Source organism: Gordoniibacillus kamchatkensis, assembly GCF_000829455.1.
Lineage (GTDB): Bacteria > Bacillota > Bacilli > Paenibacillales > NBRC-103111 > Gordoniibacillus > Gordoniibacillus kamchatkensis.
In genome coordinates, this window is record NZ_JXAK01000001.1 from 42,569 (window position 1) to 57,174 (window position 14,606).

General features: G+C 58.4%; 14 protein-coding genes and 1 pseudogene. 3 read left to right on the top strand and 12 right to left on the bottom strand.

What is annotated here, in order from left to right; genetic code table 11:
• Nucleotides 1-11 precede the first annotated feature (11 nt).
• A complete protein-coding gene (locus SD70_RS00195) occupies nt 12-446 on the top strand; it encodes a DUF6526 family protein (RefSeq protein ID WP_041044715.1) in 435 nt (144 codons plus the stop codon).
• A 23-nt stretch (nt 447-469) separates the two neighbouring features.
• Complete coding sequence (locus SD70_RS00200; protein ID WP_041044716.1) at nt 470-1,234, top strand: SGNH/GDSL hydrolase family protein; 765 nt, start codon at nt 470-472, stop codon at nt 1,232-1,234.
• An 80-nt stretch (nt 1,235-1,314) separates the two neighbouring features.
• Here the strand turns inward: SD70_RS00200 and SD70_RS00205 are convergent, their stop codons facing one another.
• The 3 genes from SD70_RS00205 to SD70_RS00215 form a co-directional block, all read right to left on the bottom strand.
• Nucleotides 1,315-1,884 (bottom strand): manganese catalase family protein, encoded by a 570-nt coding sequence (locus SD70_RS00205; RefSeq protein WP_041044717.1) that lies wholly within the window; start codon nt 1,882-1,884, stop codon nt 1,315-1,317.
• A gap of 161 nt (nt 1,885-2,045) precedes the next feature.
• On the bottom strand, nt 2,046-2,309 hold the full coding sequence (locus SD70_RS00210; protein WP_041044718.1) for a spore coat protein CotJB: 264 nt from the start codon (nt 2,307-2,309) through the stop codon (nt 2,046-2,048).
• Between the two features lie 38 nt (nt 2,310-2,347).
• Entirely contained in the window at nt 2,348-2,581 is a 234-nt protein-coding gene (locus tag SD70_RS00215; RefSeq protein ID WP_231570963.1) for a spore coat associated protein CotJA, read from the bottom strand.
• A 327-nt stretch (nt 2,582-2,908) separates the two neighbouring features.
• Between SD70_RS00215 and SD70_RS36680 the strand changes: the two genes are divergently transcribed.
• Nucleotides 2,909-3,610, top strand: a complete 702-nt coding sequence (locus SD70_RS36680; protein ID WP_041044719.1) for a C40 family peptidase — start codon at nt 2,909-2,911, stop codon at nt 3,608-3,610.
• Between the two features lie 195 nt (nt 3,611-3,805).
• Here the strand turns inward: SD70_RS36680 and SD70_RS40075 are convergent, their stop codons facing one another.
• The 9 genes and pseudogenes from SD70_RS40075 to SD70_RS37385 form a co-directional block, all read right to left on the bottom strand.
• Nucleotides 3,806-5,521: a diflavin oxidoreductase gene (locus SD70_RS40075; protein ID WP_394297925.1), complete on the bottom strand. Its 1,716-nt coding sequence runs from the start codon at nt 5,519-5,521 to the stop codon at nt 3,806-3,808.
• Nucleotides 5,416-6,984, bottom strand: coding sequence for a cytochrome P450 (locus SD70_RS40080; RefSeq protein ID WP_394297921.1), 1,569 nt, complete (start codon nt 6,982-6,984; stop codon nt 5,416-5,418). The genes SD70_RS40075 and SD70_RS40080 overlap by 106 nt, the downstream gene beginning before the upstream one ends.
• 113 nt (nt 6,985-7,097) lie before the next feature.
• Entirely contained in the window at nt 7,098-7,676 is a 579-nt protein-coding gene (locus tag SD70_RS00230) for a TetR/AcrR family transcriptional regulator (protein WP_197080887.1), read from the bottom strand.
• Nucleotides 7,677-7,836: 160 nt separating this feature from the next.
• Nucleotides 7,837-8,883, bottom strand: a complete 1,047-nt coding sequence (gene ytvI, locus SD70_RS00235) for a sporulation integral membrane protein YtvI (RefSeq protein WP_041044720.1) — start codon at nt 8,881-8,883, stop codon at nt 7,837-7,839.
• Nucleotides 8,884-9,003: 120 nt separating this feature from the next.
• Nucleotides 9,004-10,369: pseudogene (locus SD70_RS00240) on the bottom strand (hemolysin family protein).
• A 42-nt stretch (nt 10,370-10,411) separates the two neighbouring features.
• Nucleotides 10,412-11,554: a radical SAM/CxCxxxxC motif protein YfkAB gene (gene yfkAB / locus SD70_RS00245; protein ID WP_082053013.1), complete on the bottom strand. Its 1,143-nt coding sequence runs from the start codon at nt 11,552-11,554 to the stop codon at nt 10,412-10,414.
• A 186-nt stretch (nt 11,555-11,740) separates the two neighbouring features.
• Nucleotides 11,741-12,841: an HD-GYP domain-containing protein gene (locus SD70_RS00250; RefSeq protein ID WP_041044721.1), complete on the bottom strand. Its 1,101-nt coding sequence runs from the start codon at nt 12,839-12,841 to the stop codon at nt 11,741-11,743.
• Nucleotides 12,842-13,047: 206 nt separating this feature from the next.
• A complete protein-coding gene (locus tag SD70_RS00255; protein ID WP_041044722.1) occupies nt 13,048-13,869 on the bottom strand; it encodes an undecaprenyl-diphosphate phosphatase in 822 nt (273 codons plus the stop codon).
• Nucleotides 13,870-14,028: 159 nt separating this feature from the next.
• Nucleotides 14,029-14,571, bottom strand: coding sequence for a 5'-nucleotidase C-terminal domain-containing protein (locus tag SD70_RS37385; protein WP_231570973.1), 543 nt, complete (start codon nt 14,569-14,571; stop codon nt 14,029-14,031).
• Nucleotides 14,572-14,606 lie beyond the last annotated feature (35 nt).

Below are 14,606 nucleotides of genomic sequence, written 5' to 3' on the forward strand. Positions count from 1 at the left end.
GGCGTATCGACATGAAACAGCAAAGCTACAAAAATCATGTTCGGCTTCATCCGCTCTTTCATTTTTTGTTAGTTCCGCTTTCCGCCTTAACCGTCATCGGATCGCTTCTGCATATCTTCCCTAAATTCCGGGGAAGCATGGACCTGTGGTACGCGATTGTGCTGCTCATGGCTTCCGTTGCATTGGCGATCGCAGCCGTTCTGACACGCGAATATGCGAAAAAGGTGCAGGACAGAGTCATTCGATCCGAAGAAAATTTCCGGCACTACGTGCTCACGGGGCATCTGCTCGACCCGAGCCTGACACTGTCCCAGATTATTGCCCTGAGGTTTGCCTCGGACGAACAATTTCCGGAGTTATGCTCGCGAGCCGCACAGGATCATCTGAGTCCGGATGACATCAAGCGGTCGATCAAGACATGGAGACCGGATTACCTGCGGGTTTGACTGCGATGAGAGGAAGATGGGACATGGACAATCAACCTTTCGGAAAAACGGAAACGAAACGCGTCGTCTGCGCCGGATGCAGCATTACCCGAGGCCAGGTTAGCGTCGACTATGTAGAAATGCTCCGCCGCCGCTTCTCGGATCGTCCCATCGCTTTCGCGAACGCTGGAGTCAACTACGATGTTGCTTTTAACCTGCGGAATCGATTGAACGAAGTGATCGCCCAAAACCCGGACGTGGTCACCGTACTGATCGGAACGAACGACGCCAATTCGACGCTTAGTCCAAAGAACAGCCGGCTGCTCTGTTTCCTCAAAAAGCTTCCCGTTACCCCCTCCCCCGATTGGTACAGAGAGAACTTGAACGTCATCGTGAAGGAGCTGAAGGAAAGGACATCAGCTCATGTCGCCCTCCTGTCCCTGCCGGTCATCGGAGAGGATGTGGACTCCGCAGCGAATAGGCGAACCGGGGAATACAGCACAATCATAAGCGACGTCGCCAAAGCGCACGGCGTGACCTATTTGCCTTTGAACGAACATATGAAAGCGTACCTGCAATCGCACAACAAACCGTCACGTTTTCCGTACCGGCCGGGTTTGTACCAGTCGTCGACCGCTTCCATGCAGCATTTCATGTTGAGGCGCAATTTGGACGCCATCTCTGCCAAACGCGGCTTGCAATTGACGATCGACAATATTCACTTAAATAGCAAAGGCGCCGGAATGGTCGCCGATTTGATCGAATCTTTCATCAATGACACAAGCGGCTTGGACTATCAAGCGCGATAAGAGCCTTGCGGGATGAATGAGGAACGCACGAAAAAGACCGGGCGGCACCATGATCGCTCGGTCCTTTTTCATTCCGGCGGTTAGAACACCTTCTTCACGCCGTGCGATTCTTTAAGAATTTCCACCGCTTCGCGAAAGCGCAGCGAGTGGATGACTTCGCGCTCGCGGAGAAATTTGAGGCCGTCCTGCAGGTCGACGTCATCGGTCATGTCGATGAGCCACTGATACGTCGCCCGCGCCTTCTCCTCGGCGGCGATGTCCTCGTACAGGTCGGCGATCGGATCGCCCTTGGCCTGAATGTACGTCGCGGTCCATGGGACGCCGGAAGCATTTTGGTAAAACAGCGCTTTGTCGTGGTTCGCGTAATGGTCCCCAAGCCCGGCCGCCCGCAATTGCTCGGGCGTTGCATCCTTCGTCAGCTTATAGACCATTGTGGCAATCATTTCCAGGTGGGCGAATTCCTCCGTCCCGATGTCGGTAAGCAGGCCGATCACCTTGTCCGGGATCGTATACCGCTGGTTCAAGTAGCGCAGCGCTGCGGCTAGCTCCCCATCCGCCCCGCCGTATTGCTCCAGCAGCAGCTTCGCCATGTACGGGTCGCATTTGCTCACCTTGACGGGATATTGCAGCTTTTTCTCATAAATCCACATCGCTCGAGCCCTCCCGTTCGCTTTCGGTCACATTGTTCCTCCGCCGGCAATTCGGATTGCATATGGGATTGCGGCGCCGCCCGTCTTGTGCTCCATAAAGGAGCATTCGGGAGGAACGCGAGTCGGGCAGTCGTTCAACTCCCATATGCCATCCCGCGCCGTCACACTTGCCACGGCCACGGCGTTTCGTTCCACTGCCACGGCGCACGGGTGTAGCCTTGCCCGAAGTGCTTCAGCGGTCCGAATTCCTGCTCGAACTGCGCGCTCAGATGCTGCCTTGCCGAAGCGAACTGGTTGTATTGCTGCAGCGCAGCCATGTCGTGCGGATGCGTATCGAGATACAGCGTCAGCTCCACCAGCACGAAATCCATCGCCTGCAAATCGCGCAGCAGCTTGTAATAATGATCCGGCATCTTTCTAGTCATGAGGCGGCCCTCCTTTCCCGGCAACCGGGGGCGGTTGATTATTTCGGCGTCGTTTCGTAAGGGCTGTAATAAGCCGGCCACAGCGTGCCGAGCTTGAGCGCTTCATACGGGCTGAACTGCGGCAAACCGGGCGGCTGCCACGGCATCGTGACGTTCGGCGGTATGATGAACGTTTTTTCCGCAATGGGCGGACACGGGTCCAGCGGACTGACGAACGGATGCCAGACGCGCAGCTGATCGGCGGCGCCGGCGTGGGCTATGTACTCGTTCACGTGCCATCCTCCTTTACTCGGTTCAAGGTCATTACTACCACATATATGACCTGCGAGCGGCCGGATATGACTGCGTTTCGCTTCGGATGCCAGCTTTTGGAGGGTTGTCTCGGGCTGGCAAGCACCGTTAAAATAAGGGTACGGCAACCCAATTCGGAAGCCTCAGGCAGCTGTGGATCGAACTTCCACACCTCCGCAATGCCCCCTGGCACAACGAATGCGAAGCGGCAAGCTGCGCCGTTCTTGCGGACGAGCGCGTTAACTGCAGCGATTCAGCCGAAGAGGCGCAGCTTCTGCTTTCTGACGCACATCAAAGGAGGCCACAACATGAACAAGTCAACGAAGAGCTTTGCTGTCAAAACGCTGCGCACTTTGGCATTATCCGCCGCCATACTGGCAGCGGGCGCATCGGGCGCGGCCTTGTTTCCGACCGCCCGCGCGGAAGCCGCGACAACGTCGCTTGCGCAAGGCGCCAGCGGTGCCGACGTCTCAGCGCTGCAAACGAGCCTCAAAGCGCTCGGCTATTTTACATACCCAAGCGTCACCGGGTATTACGGCACATACACGATGCAAGCGGTTTCAAGCTTCCAAGCCGCTTACCGGCTGCCCGTCACCGGCGCCGCCGACACGGTAACGCAAACCGCAATCAGCCACGCTGTGGTGAAGCAAAATCTGATCGCGGACACTTCGACTTACAACGGCGTACCGTACGTATGGGGCGGAACGACGCCGTCCGGCTTCGACTGCTCCGGCTTCGTCTATTTCATGTTCAACAAGTTCGGTGTGGCGATGCCGCGTTCGACGTCCTCCGAGCTGTTCCAAACGGGCTTTGCCGTCGGCCGCAGCGCCCTGCAGCCGGGCGATCTCGTTTTCTTCAGCGACAATCAGGACGGCACCGTGTCGCATGTCGGCTTCTACGTCGGAGGCGGCAGCTTCATCTCCCCGACCCGGTCCGCCGGCGTCAAAATCCAATCGCTCGACAACAGCTATTGGGGGCCGCGCTATTTGGGCGCCAGACGGGTGTATTAAACGGAACGATCGGCAAAAAGCCAGGGGCGCTTTCGTCAGCGCACCTGGCTTTTTTGGCTATTGGCCGGATTTCTCCGCGCCCGGAGGGGCATCCCGCACTTGCTTCAAGCGTTTCTATAAAATGTACGGGGCCACCATTTCACACCTGCACGATCGGTTGGATGCGTCCTGCGTCCGGTCAGGCATCCATGCTCATCAATCGTTTCCGGCCCATACGTCCTTGGCGTAGCGGCCTTCGCTTTGCAGCTTTTCCAGCCAGCTTTGCACGGTCGCTTCCGTTGCGCCGCGAGCTTCGCGGTAGGCGTCCCGGAACGTCTCCTCCACTTCCGGAGCCATTTTGCTGCCGTCGCCGCATACATACAGCTTCGCCCCCCGGTCCAGCAAGTCGATCAGCTTGGCGGCATCGCGCCTGATCAAATGCTGCACATACGCCTTGGGCCCGGCCTCCGCCCGCGAGAAAGCCGTATGGAGACGAACCAGGCCGTCACGTTCGTATTGCTCCAGCTCCTCCCGGTACAAGTAATCGTGCTGCGGATGGCGGCAGCCGAAATACAGATGCGCCTCTCCGAGCGCCTTCCCTTCCTGGAGCAAGGCGCGCCGCGCCTGAAGAAATCCGCGAAAAGGCGCAACCCCGGTACCTGGCCCAACCATGATGATCGGCGTTTCCGCAAGCTCGGGAAGCTGAAATCCGGATTCGGGCGTTCGCACAAACATCGCGATCGCATCACCGGGCCGCCGATCGGCCAAGTAATTCGAGGCGACGCCGAGGTATTCGCCGAGTCCGCTTCTGGCTGGCCCGCGCACGACGCCGACCGTAATGCTGGCCCGGTCCCGGCGCATTTTGGGCGAGCTGGAAATGGAGTAATACCGCGGCTTGAGCGGCGGCAGCAGCTCGACAAACCGTTCGAACGGAAGCTCGCAGGCCGGATACTTCTCCAGCAGATCGAGCATCGTCAGCCGTTTGTCCAGCACTTTTTCCTTATAGGCGTCCTCCTGCAGCAGCGCCTCCAGCTCCTTTTTGTGCGGAGGGCATACGGTACAAGCAGCCAGTTCGCGAAGCTGCGCGCGAGTTGCCGCCTCCTGCAGCTCCACGCTGTGGCTGAGCAAATCCTGGACGCTGATCGGGCGATCGAGCGGGAGATGCGCGGCACTGCGTCCGGAGGCGCTGACCATCAAATGATCGCCGCCCTGCAAGCCGTATCGCCGAAGGACGCGATCCACAAGTTCCGGCGCATTTTTGGGAAGAATTCCGAGGTGATCTCCTTCCCGGTAAGCCGCCCCTTCCGGCAGAGCAATCTCCAAATGGCGGGTGTTCCGGCCGCTGCCTTCCCCTTGAAGCTCGCGGTTTTCTTCAACCGTAGCGGGAAGCGCACCGTACGTATCCGCAAGCGGCGTTCCGATCGGACCGCTGACGAACCGAATGCTGAGCGCGCTTCGTTCCTGCTGCGGCAAGCCGCTGCTTCTCAAGCCCAGCGCGTGCATCGCTTCCGGCCAAAGTCGGGCGCTCCATTCCTCGACCTGCTTCTCAAAGTCGCCGCCCGCATCCGCCTCCCCGCGCGAAACGAGCCGTATCGCCCCTTTGGCCGCAAGCTGCTCGTCGATGAAACGAGGAACCTGCTGATACGTGCTTGCCCAGTTGCGGTCGCCGCAGCCGAACACCGCATACCGGACACCTTCAAGCTCGCCGGGTTCCGTCGCCTCAAGCCATTGCACGAATTCGCGCGCATTGCTCGGCGGCTTCCCGTTGTAGGAGGCGGAGACGATAAAGACTGCGCCTTCCTTGGGCAGTTTGCCCGCGCGGTCGTTTAGCGGCGCCGCCTCGCTGCGAAATCCGTAATATCGGGCGGTATCGGCGAGCTCCCGGGCAATGCCTTCGGCCGTCCCCAGGTTGGACCCGTACAGTACGAGCAGCGGAGTATTGTGGCTTCCGCCGTTTGTAACGCCTCTCGCTTCGCCGGCGTGACGGACGGCGCCGAGCTCCCGCCAGCGGTAACGGCAAAGGCCGCCTGGCCGCGGGGGCGGACCCGCATCGTGAACCCTTCCGGCTTCAGGGTCAACGTTTCCTTCACTTTCAATTGATAATTCGTATGATCGATCAGTTCAAAATGCTTGAGAACCATCCCGAGCACGAGCGTCGCTTCCTGCAGGGCGAACTGCTGCCCGATGCACGCGCGCTGGCCGTTCCCGAACGGCTTGTAGGCATGTTGCGGAATCCGGCTCGGGTCTTCAAACCGTTCCGGGCAAAACTGATCCGCATCGTCCCCCCACACCGAAGCGTCCCTGTGCAGCTTAGGAATCAGAACGCTCACGCTCTCTCCTTTTTTCAACGGATATTTGCCGGCGAGCACCGTATTTTCTTTCGCATACAAGGAGAAAGCCGGGGCGGTAGGCCATAGGCGCAATGTCTCGTTTAAAATCATTCGGACATACTTCAGCTCGCGGACCTCGGAATAGGTCGGGACCGGTTCGGCCAAAACGCGGTCCACCTCTTCGTAAGCCTTTTGCAGCTTATCCGGGTGTTTCAGCAAAAAGTAGATGGCGAAAGACAGCAGTCCGCTTGTCGTTTCATGTCCGGCAATGAGGAACGTAATAATTTGGTATCGGATATTTTCGTCGTCCAGCGGTTCGCCGGTCTCCGGATCTTTGCCCGTAAGCATATGCGCGAGCAGATCTTCTCCGCCTTGCTGGCCATGCGCTTTGCGTTCGGCGATCATTTTATCCACCAGGGAGTACATCGCCTGAATATCTTGCTTGAATTGCCGTTTGGTCCATACCATCAGCTTATCCTGCAACCCGAGTCGCTGCAGCTGATTCATCGCCTCGTTCAAAGCCCGGACCATGCTGGTGATGAAAGGATGCGGCTGTTCCCGGTAAAAGCTGTTGAACCGGTAATTGAATCCGCACAGCCCGATCGTATCCAAGGTAAGGCGGGTCATATCATCCGGAACGTCCACGCTTTCGTCCGGGTTCAATCGAGCCCACTTTTGCACAAGCTGCAGCGCGAGATCCGCCATCATCGCATGATAGCCCTGCATCGCTCTTTGACTGAAGCTGGGCAGCAAGATGTTGTGCGCTTTTCGCCAATTCGGCTCCTCCGTCTCGCTGGTGAACAAGCCGTCGCCGGCAAAGGCGCGAACCTTTTGCAGCGGCGCCCATACTCTTTTGTCAAAGCGGGATTCGTCGCAAGCATCCGCAACCAGGTCGTGGCCGGAAATAAAAATTTCGCTCCTCCCCGGCAAATCCATGCGGAAAATCGGCCCGTGCTCGTAAGCGAGCTTCACCAGCGATTGGACGGGCGCATCCAGATCGAGCAGCGGCAAATTGCCGAGCGGGCCAAACGTTTTCGGCTGTGGAATGAGAGCGGAATCAGACATGTTCATCCATCCTTCCAAGAGGGTCTATTTAAGGGATTGGTAAAAGTTATGCCTTAATACGGAAAGGGTTCGGAATGAATATTCATTCCGTGTGCGGCAAAACAAAGCCGTCTTCAATCCGAATGGACTCTGACGGCGTCCCAGCAGCTTTCTTCGATTTGAGACAAAAGCTCCGGCGTCTCGGTTATTTTTCCGGCTCTGATCAAGGTGAACATTTTGGTAAACGCTCCGAACACGATGGCAATCAGCGCATCGGACGGCAGCGGCCTGATCAGCCCCTGCTCCTTGCCGGAATGCACAAAAGCATGAAGAAAATCCATCAATTGCTGAAACGTCTCGCGGCTTTTCGGATCCAAATAGCGGGCGCCGCTGTGAGTTTCGATGAAATGCAGCGCGTGAATATCGTCTTTGGCAAACCGGACCATGCCGCCGAATATATGGGTAAACTGTGCGCGAATGTTTGCCGCGTGCGGGTAGTTTCGCGACACCGAACCGATAAATCGCGTGACGCACTCCTGAAACAATACGTTCACCAGCACTTCTTTGCTTTCGAAGTACCGGTAAATCGTCCCCGCTCCAACCTCTGCCGTATCGGCGATCATCGGAACTGTCGTGCCGTCGTATCCCCGCTCCGCAAATAAGAGGAGTGCCGCGTCCAAAATTTTGTCGCGCTTGCTTACGGTCGCTTCCAAAACTTCACCTCCAAGCTGCTACCGGAATGAATGTTCATTCATTATTGCTTTATTATATAGCTATTGTTCGCCCCATGCAAACTTTCTGCGCCGCCCCTGCCAAAATGGCCCTGCGACCGAAATTACGGTCCCAGGGCCATTTTGCGCAAGCAGCCGTTCGTTACTCCAGCCTGATTTGAATGGTCAGCAGCCCGGCCCGGCGCATCGCCTGATAAATAATGACGAGCACCGGCCCGAGAAAAATGCCGACGATGCCGACGAGCTCAAACCCGACGTAAACGGAAACGAGCGCCGCGAGGGAAGAGATGCCGACCGAGTCGCTGAGAATTTTGGGCTCGACGATGCGGCGGAACAGCACGATGACGAGAAATAGGACGAGAATGGCGATGGCCAGCCCGGAGTTGCCGTTCAGGAACTGGTAGCCGGCCCACGGCAGGAAGATGAGCCCGGTGCCGACGATCGGAATAAATTCGCCGACGCTGACAAGCAGCGCGATCGCGAGCGGATATTGCACATGCAGAAATATAAGCCCGACGAAGCAGACAAGGTACGTCAAGATCGACAAAATGAGCTGCGCCCGGATGAAACCGAAAATCGCCAGCCGCAAATTGTCAAGCACGTCGGACACTTTGTCCCGCGAGCCGGCCTCGAACAGGGCGACGAACGAGGAGCGCAGCAGCGGCAAGCTGTACGCGTACAAATAGAGCGCAATGACATACACGACGAGGAAGATGAGAAAATTCGGAATCGACTTGGCCACGCCCAAAAAATACGACGATACGTCTTTGATCAGCCCGGTCAGCGAGTCCGTCAGCTTCGTCAGCCCGTTGTCGATGCCGCTTCGGATCAGGTCGGCCGTCTCCGGCGGCAGCGAATTGTAGAACAGCTCGGTCTGCGTCGAGGCGTTGTCGATGTACGCTTTGGCCTCGTTAATATAAGACGGCACGTCTTTCCAAAACTGCACCACTTCGGTCACGATTTTCGTGCCGAGCAAATAGGCCAGCAGCAGGCCGACAAGCGTAAACAGCGTGCACACGAGCGTCGCCGCGCCGAGCCGGCCAAAGCGGAGGCGCCGAATGAGCAGCTGATGGATCGGCTCGAGAAAAATCGCGGTCATAAGCGCCAGCAAGAACGGCAGCCCGACCGTAAACAGCCCGTACAAGACGAGCAAGGCGAGACCGAGAATGACTAACGTCCGCAGAGACATGTTCCGCTCCTTTCCCGGCTCCCGCCGATTCGTGCTAGGCGTTAATCCGGCTGTGAGACGTCTGGCACGTTGCTCGCCGTACACCTCCAGCTTAACGCCTAATGCGCCGGTCTGGACCCGTTACCGCTCCGGTGCTTCCTCGCCGGCATCCGGCTCCAGTTCCGGCTTGATAGCGCGGATGGCGACGCGCACGACGCGCAGCCGCTCCGCCTCCGCCACTTCGAATTCGTGCCGGCCGTGCACGATTTTTTTTGCCTTTGACGACGGCGCCTTCCAGATGCTTGAACAGCCAGCCTCCGATCGAGTCGACTTCGTCGTCCTCGATATCGAGCTGCATGGCGCTGTTCAAGTCTTCCAGCAGCATCCGCCCGTCCACAAACGTGACTTCGCCCTTCACTTCCATCTCCGGACGCTCGTGGATGTCGAACTCGTCCATCAGCTCGCCGACGATTTCTTCCAGGATGTCTTCGGTCGTCAGCAGCCCCGCCGTGCCGCCGTACTCGTCGACGACGATGGCAAGCTGCGAATGCCGCTTCTGCATCAGCTTCAGCACTCGCGAGATTTCCATCGACTCCGGCACGTTGAGAATCGGCCGAATAAACTGCTCCAGCTTACGCTCTTCGTCCGGATCGGCCGTCAGCAAATCCGTAATATGTACGAAACCGACGATTTGGTCTTTGTCTTCCTGGGCCACCGGATAGCGCGTATGCTTCGTGGCGTAGACGAGCTTCATGTTTTCCTCGAACGATTGCGTCAAATAGAGACAGTCCATATCGATGCGCGGCAGCATCACCTCGCGGGCGAGCCGGTCGGAGAACTCGAAAATGTTGTCAAAGAGCGCCATCTCGTCCTTGTCGATAATGCCGCTGCGAGCGCTTTGGTCCATCAGGATGCGAATCTCTTCCTCCGTATGCGCCTCCTGCGCTTCGCCCGCCGGCTCTACGCCGATCGTCCGCAATAAGCCGCCGGCCGTTTTGTTCAACACCCAGATGAACGGGCGAAACAGCTTGTAAAAAAACAGCAGCGGTGCCGCGAGCCACAGCGATGTCGCTTCCGGCTTCTGGATCGCCAGCGACTTCGGCGCCAGCTCGCCGAGCACGATATGCAGAAACGTAATGCTGGCGAACGAGATGACGAACGATACCGTATGGGCAAATATCGCATTTTCCAGATGGAATGCGGCCAAAATCGGCATGACGATCAGCTGCGCGACCGTCTGCTCCCCGACCCAGCCCAGCGCCAGCGAAGCGAGCGTAATGCCGAGCTGCGTCGCCGACAAATACGCATCGAGGTTGTGGCTGACGGACAGCGCGAATTTGGCGCGCGGATTGCCTTCCTCGGCCAGCTGCTGCAGGCGGGAGTGGCGGACGCGCACGAGCCCGAACTCCGCGGCGACGAACAAGCCGTTCAGCAGCACGAGCGCCAGCACGAGCAACAAATTGACGACGATTTGATCGGGATGGAAAGAGTACGAATCGTGTGGCAAGAACAATCGGTCTCCTTTGCCGGCTGGCTGCAAAGCGGCAGGTCACACAATCGCTTTGCGCTGGTGAAAATCGACGCCGCGGTAGTACGAGTCGGCGACGAGCAGGTTCGGACCGCAGCAGGCGGCTGCCGGACAATGGCAGTTCACCCGCGAGCGTAGCGGATGCCGCTCCCATTTGGCGAAAACGGCCTCGAGCGGCTCGCGCAGCACGTTGCCAAGCGGCGGCTCGTTGGCAAAATCGGTCACGTATACGTCGCCGCTGAACAGGTTCACGTTCAGCCGGTTGCGCCCGTCCGGGTCGCCCCGGACCGTCACGTTCGGCTCGGCGCGCAGCCGCTGCACGAGCTCGCGGTCGCTTTCCAACGGGCTGCAGGCGAAAAACGGCAGCGTCCCGAACAGCATCCACACGTTCGGATCGCGTGCGTCCAGCAAACCGTGAATCGCCGCCCGCAGCTCGTCAAGCGTCAGCAGCGGCAAGTCCGCAGCGAACGCGCTCGGATACATCGGATGCACTTCGTGGCGGCGGCAGCCCATCTCTACAATTAATCTATGGATGTCGGCCAGCTTCGTATGCGTGCGGAAATTGATCATCGTCTCGGCCGAGACGAACAGGCCGCCGCGCGAAAGCGAGACGGTGTTGTCGACCATGCGCCGGTACAGCTTGTCGGAAGCTTCCCTGCCGACGGGACGGCCGCTCCTCGCAAAGCCGACGCGGTGAAAATCGGCCGGATCCGTATAGTTGAACGAAATATGAAGCACATCGAGATAGGGCGCAATCGCCTCGTAGCGCTCCAGCTCAAGCGTCGCATTGGAGTTGATCTGCGACCGCACGCCGCGCTGTCTGGCGTAGCGAAGCAGCGGCAATATCGCGGTTCTGACCGTCTCTTCATGCAGCATCGGCTCCCCGCCGGTAATGCTGATCGTCTCCAGCCGTTCGATCTCGTCGAGCCGCTTCAACACCCGCTCGATCGGCAGCCGCGCGCCCTCCTTCACCAGCAGCGAATCGCCGACGGCGCAATGCTCGCAGCGCATATTGCATAAGTTCGTCACTGTGAATTCCACGCTCGTCAGCACGTGGCTGCCGTAAGCGTGCAGCGAGCGGAGCGGATCCCACGGGTCGTATTCGGGCGAGAGCGGCTGCAGTCCGGCAGCGGCGCCGGCCGCAGGCAGTATCGGATTCGTCACTTTTACCAGCACACCTTTGTTTTATCTTAGTCGTTTGGACGTTTATCCTTTATTGTAACTGAAACCCCGGGAAAAGAAAAACAGAGCGGAATCAGCCTGCCTATAGGCGCGGCCTGCACTCTGTGATGCAGCAACAAAAAAGAACCTGATGCCAGGTTCTGTTCGTTGCGATCGGTTACAGTATGCTCAATATTGTTCGATTTTCACCTGATTGACAGCCGCGATCATCACCGACAGCTTCTTGGACAGGTCGATCTCATAGGGCACGATTTCCTGCCCGTTCTCGTCCTCCAGCACGCGCACAACCGGACGGTGCGGGGCCGACGCGTTCAGATCGACGACAACTGCCGTCTCGCCGCTGTTCAAGGTGACCGTCACGCCGATCGGGTACAGCGCGATTTTGTCGCGGAACAGGGCGATTTTGTCCTGATCGTACAGCGTGCCCGCGCCGGTGAACAGCGTCTCCAGCGCCTGATGTGGCAGCATGGCGGTGCGGTAAACGCGCTGCGTCGTCATCGCGTCGTACGAATCGACGAGTCCGATCCAGCGTGCATATTCGTGGATATCGTCGCCGGCCAGGCCGCGCGGATAGCCGCTGCCGTTGATCCGTTCGTGATGCTGGAAGGCGCAATGGGCGGCGAGCAGCGGCATGTTCGGCTCGTCTTTCAGCATCGCGAAGCCGTATTCCGTATGCTTTTTAATTTCTTCGAATTCCTCGATCGTGAGCTTGCCCGGCTTGCGCAGCAGCTCCAGCGGCACTTTCGTTTTGCCGATATCGTGCAGCAGCGCGCCGAGGCCGAGCACCATGAGCTCTTCTTTGTTGTAGCCGTGCGCCAGCCCGAGCATTGTGGCGTAAATGCCCACGTTCAAGGAGTGCTGGAACAAATAATGATCGGCGACCGATATGTTGGTGAGCATGATCATCGCGTCGGGATGACGGCTGAGCTCGTCGATGACGTCCTCCATAAGCGGACGGAACGTTTTGCCGAGATGGTACGTGCTGACAAGCCGCTTTTTGCCGGCATCGTCCATCATTTTGATGAACGTGTGCCGAATTTCGCGGGTCGTCCGTACGCGTGTCTCCACGCTGAGGACATCTTCGATGACGATGTCGTCGGTGCGGGAGTCGTGAACGTATATATGGTCGATGCCATGGTGAGACAGGCGGGCCAAGAGCGGTTCGGTCAGTTCGACGCCGGTGGCCAGCAGCACGATCCCCTCCTCGTTGTATATATGTTTGGCTAACTTGACTCCGGGCGGGCAGGAGGAGATCGGCAGCAGACGCATGACATCACCCTCATTTCTTGTTAGCTTGTATGGCTTCGCACTGCCCGAGAAAGGAAGAGACCCACATTTCCGATCCGAGCTGAGCCATACTTTCTCGGGCAGACTTTATGACTTCCTCCTAAATGTAAAACATTCATTGGAAAAGAGCAATAAAAAAAACCGCGCCTTATGGCGTGGTTTTTCGAAAATTGTCAGGTGAACCTGCGTCAAAATACCCAAAAATATAGGACGAACAGCGCAGCTACGATGAACCGGTAATAAGCGAAGTACGTCAGCTTCAACCGCGAAACGAGCTTGATGAACGTCACGACGGCCAGCAGCGCCACGATGAACGAGACGATGAAGCCGACCGCGAAAAAGCCGATCACGTCCGGCGTGAACATGTCGTGCTTCTTGAGCAGCGACAGCGCCGTAGCGGCGAACATGAGCGGTATCGCCATAATGAACGTAAAGTCGGCGGAAGCGCCGCGCGATACGCCCGAGAGCATGCCGCCCGCAATCGTCGCCCCGGAGCGGGAAAATCCCGGCCAGACGACGGCCAATATTTGGTACAATCCGATGTAAAACGCTTGCCGATACGTAATGTCGTCCATAGTATCCGCCGTCCGGCGACCCGGCAGCTTCTCGGCAACGATCAGAAGCACACCGCCGACAACGAGGCTGAGCACGACCGTCACAGGCGAGAACAGCTTCGCTTCGATGGTCTTGTTGAACAGGAAACCGATCAAGCCGGCCGGTATGATGCCGATGAGAATGTGCAGCAAATTCAGCTTCCTTTTGCCTGCGGGAGCCGATCGGCCCGCCAATCCGAACAGCTGCAAAATCCGCTTCCAGTATACGACAACGACAGCCAGTATCGCGCCTAGCTGAATGACGACCTCGAACGTTTTCATGATTTCGTTGTCCTCCGGGATACGGAGCAGCGCCTGCGTTAAAATCATATGTCCGGTCGAAGAAACCGGCAAAAATTCCGTCAAGCCTTCTACAATACCGATAATGACCGCTACCCAATAGTGCAGCTCCAACATAACCTCCGCAGCCCCTCCTTGATCATGACCCTCGACGGGAGACTTGTCCCGAATCGATGCGGCCTGTCTCCCATCAAACATCCTCCATTGTAGCTCGCCGGACGGACGGAAAACAACTTAATATTTTATTAAGACGCTATCCGGCCGGTGCTGCCCCGCTTAGCGCGCGCCGCCGCGCACGTGCCAACGGGGCGCCGTGCTGTCACGGAGAGCCGCCGCGTCCCGCAGCTGCCCGGCCAGGACGTCGCGCAGGAGCTCGGGCACCATGTATTCCACATGCGTGCCGTGGCTGAGCGACAAATAGCCGGCGCCGAACGTAAACATATCGATCGTACCGACGACATACTCGCGTTCATCTTCCAGCTCCCCGCCGCCGACGGCCGCGCGCACGATGCGCTCGTACGCGGGGCGGTCCAGCTCGGCTTCGACCGTAATCCCGTCCAGAGCGAGCGTCCCGAGCACTTTGCCGCGGAAGCCGAAGCCGCGAATTTCCTTCCCGGTAAATTCCGGCAGCAGCGCTTCTTCGAGTGCGCGCCTGATATGTGCCCCGCGCAGCCGCATGCGGCACGGATTGATCGGGCCCGGGCACAGCTCCAGCAGCCTGGCCCGGGTGACGCGGCCCGCGGGCAAGCCGGCCGTCGCCTGGCCGGCGTTGACGAGCCCGATCTCGGCCGCGGTCCACGCGCGCAGCCCGCTCGCCATCAAGTTGGCGAGCGGCGATTCGCCGCTCCAGCTGA

What these genes read in the sequence shown, in the direction of transcription:
- SD70_RS36680 (WP_041044719.1), top strand. Translation starts at nt 2,909, where the DNA reads ATGAACAAGTCAACGAAGAGCTTTGCTGTCAAAACGCTGCGCACTTTG.
- SD70_RS00195 (WP_041044715.1), top strand. Translation starts at nt 12, where the DNA reads ATGAAACAGCAAAGCTACAAAAATCATGTTCGGCTTCATCCGCTCTTT.
- SD70_RS00210 (WP_041044718.1), bottom strand. Translation starts at nt 2,309, where the DNA reads ATGACTAGAAAGATGCCGGATCATTATTACAAGCTGCTGCGCGATTTG.
- SD70_RS00255 (WP_041044722.1), bottom strand. Translation starts at nt 13,869, where the DNA reads ATGTTGGAGCTGCACTATTGGGTAGCGGTCATTATCGGTATTGTAGAA.
- SD70_RS00205 (WP_041044717.1), bottom strand. Translation starts at nt 1,884, where the DNA reads ATGTGGATTTATGAGAAAAAGCTGCAATATCCCGTCAAGGTGAGCAAA.
- SD70_RS37385 (WP_231570973.1), bottom strand. Translation starts at nt 14,571, where the DNA reads ATGGCGAGCGGGCTGCGCGCGTGGACCGCGGCCGAGATCGGGCTCGTC.
- SD70_RS00250 (WP_041044721.1), bottom strand. Translation starts at nt 12,841, where the DNA reads ATGCGTCTGCTGCCGATCTCCTCCTGCCCGCCCGGAGTCAAGTTAGCC.
- SD70_RS40080 (WP_394297921.1), bottom strand. Translation starts at nt 6,984, where the DNA reads ATGTCTGATTCCGCTCTCATTCCACAGCCGAAAACGTTTGGCCCGCTC.
- ytvI (WP_041044720.1), bottom strand. Translation starts at nt 8,883, where the DNA reads ATGTCTCTGCGGACGTTAGTCATTCTCGGTCTCGCCTTGCTCGTCTTG.
- SD70_RS00200 (WP_041044716.1), top strand. Translation starts at nt 470, where the DNA reads ATGGACAATCAACCTTTCGGAAAAACGGAAACGAAACGCGTCGTCTGC.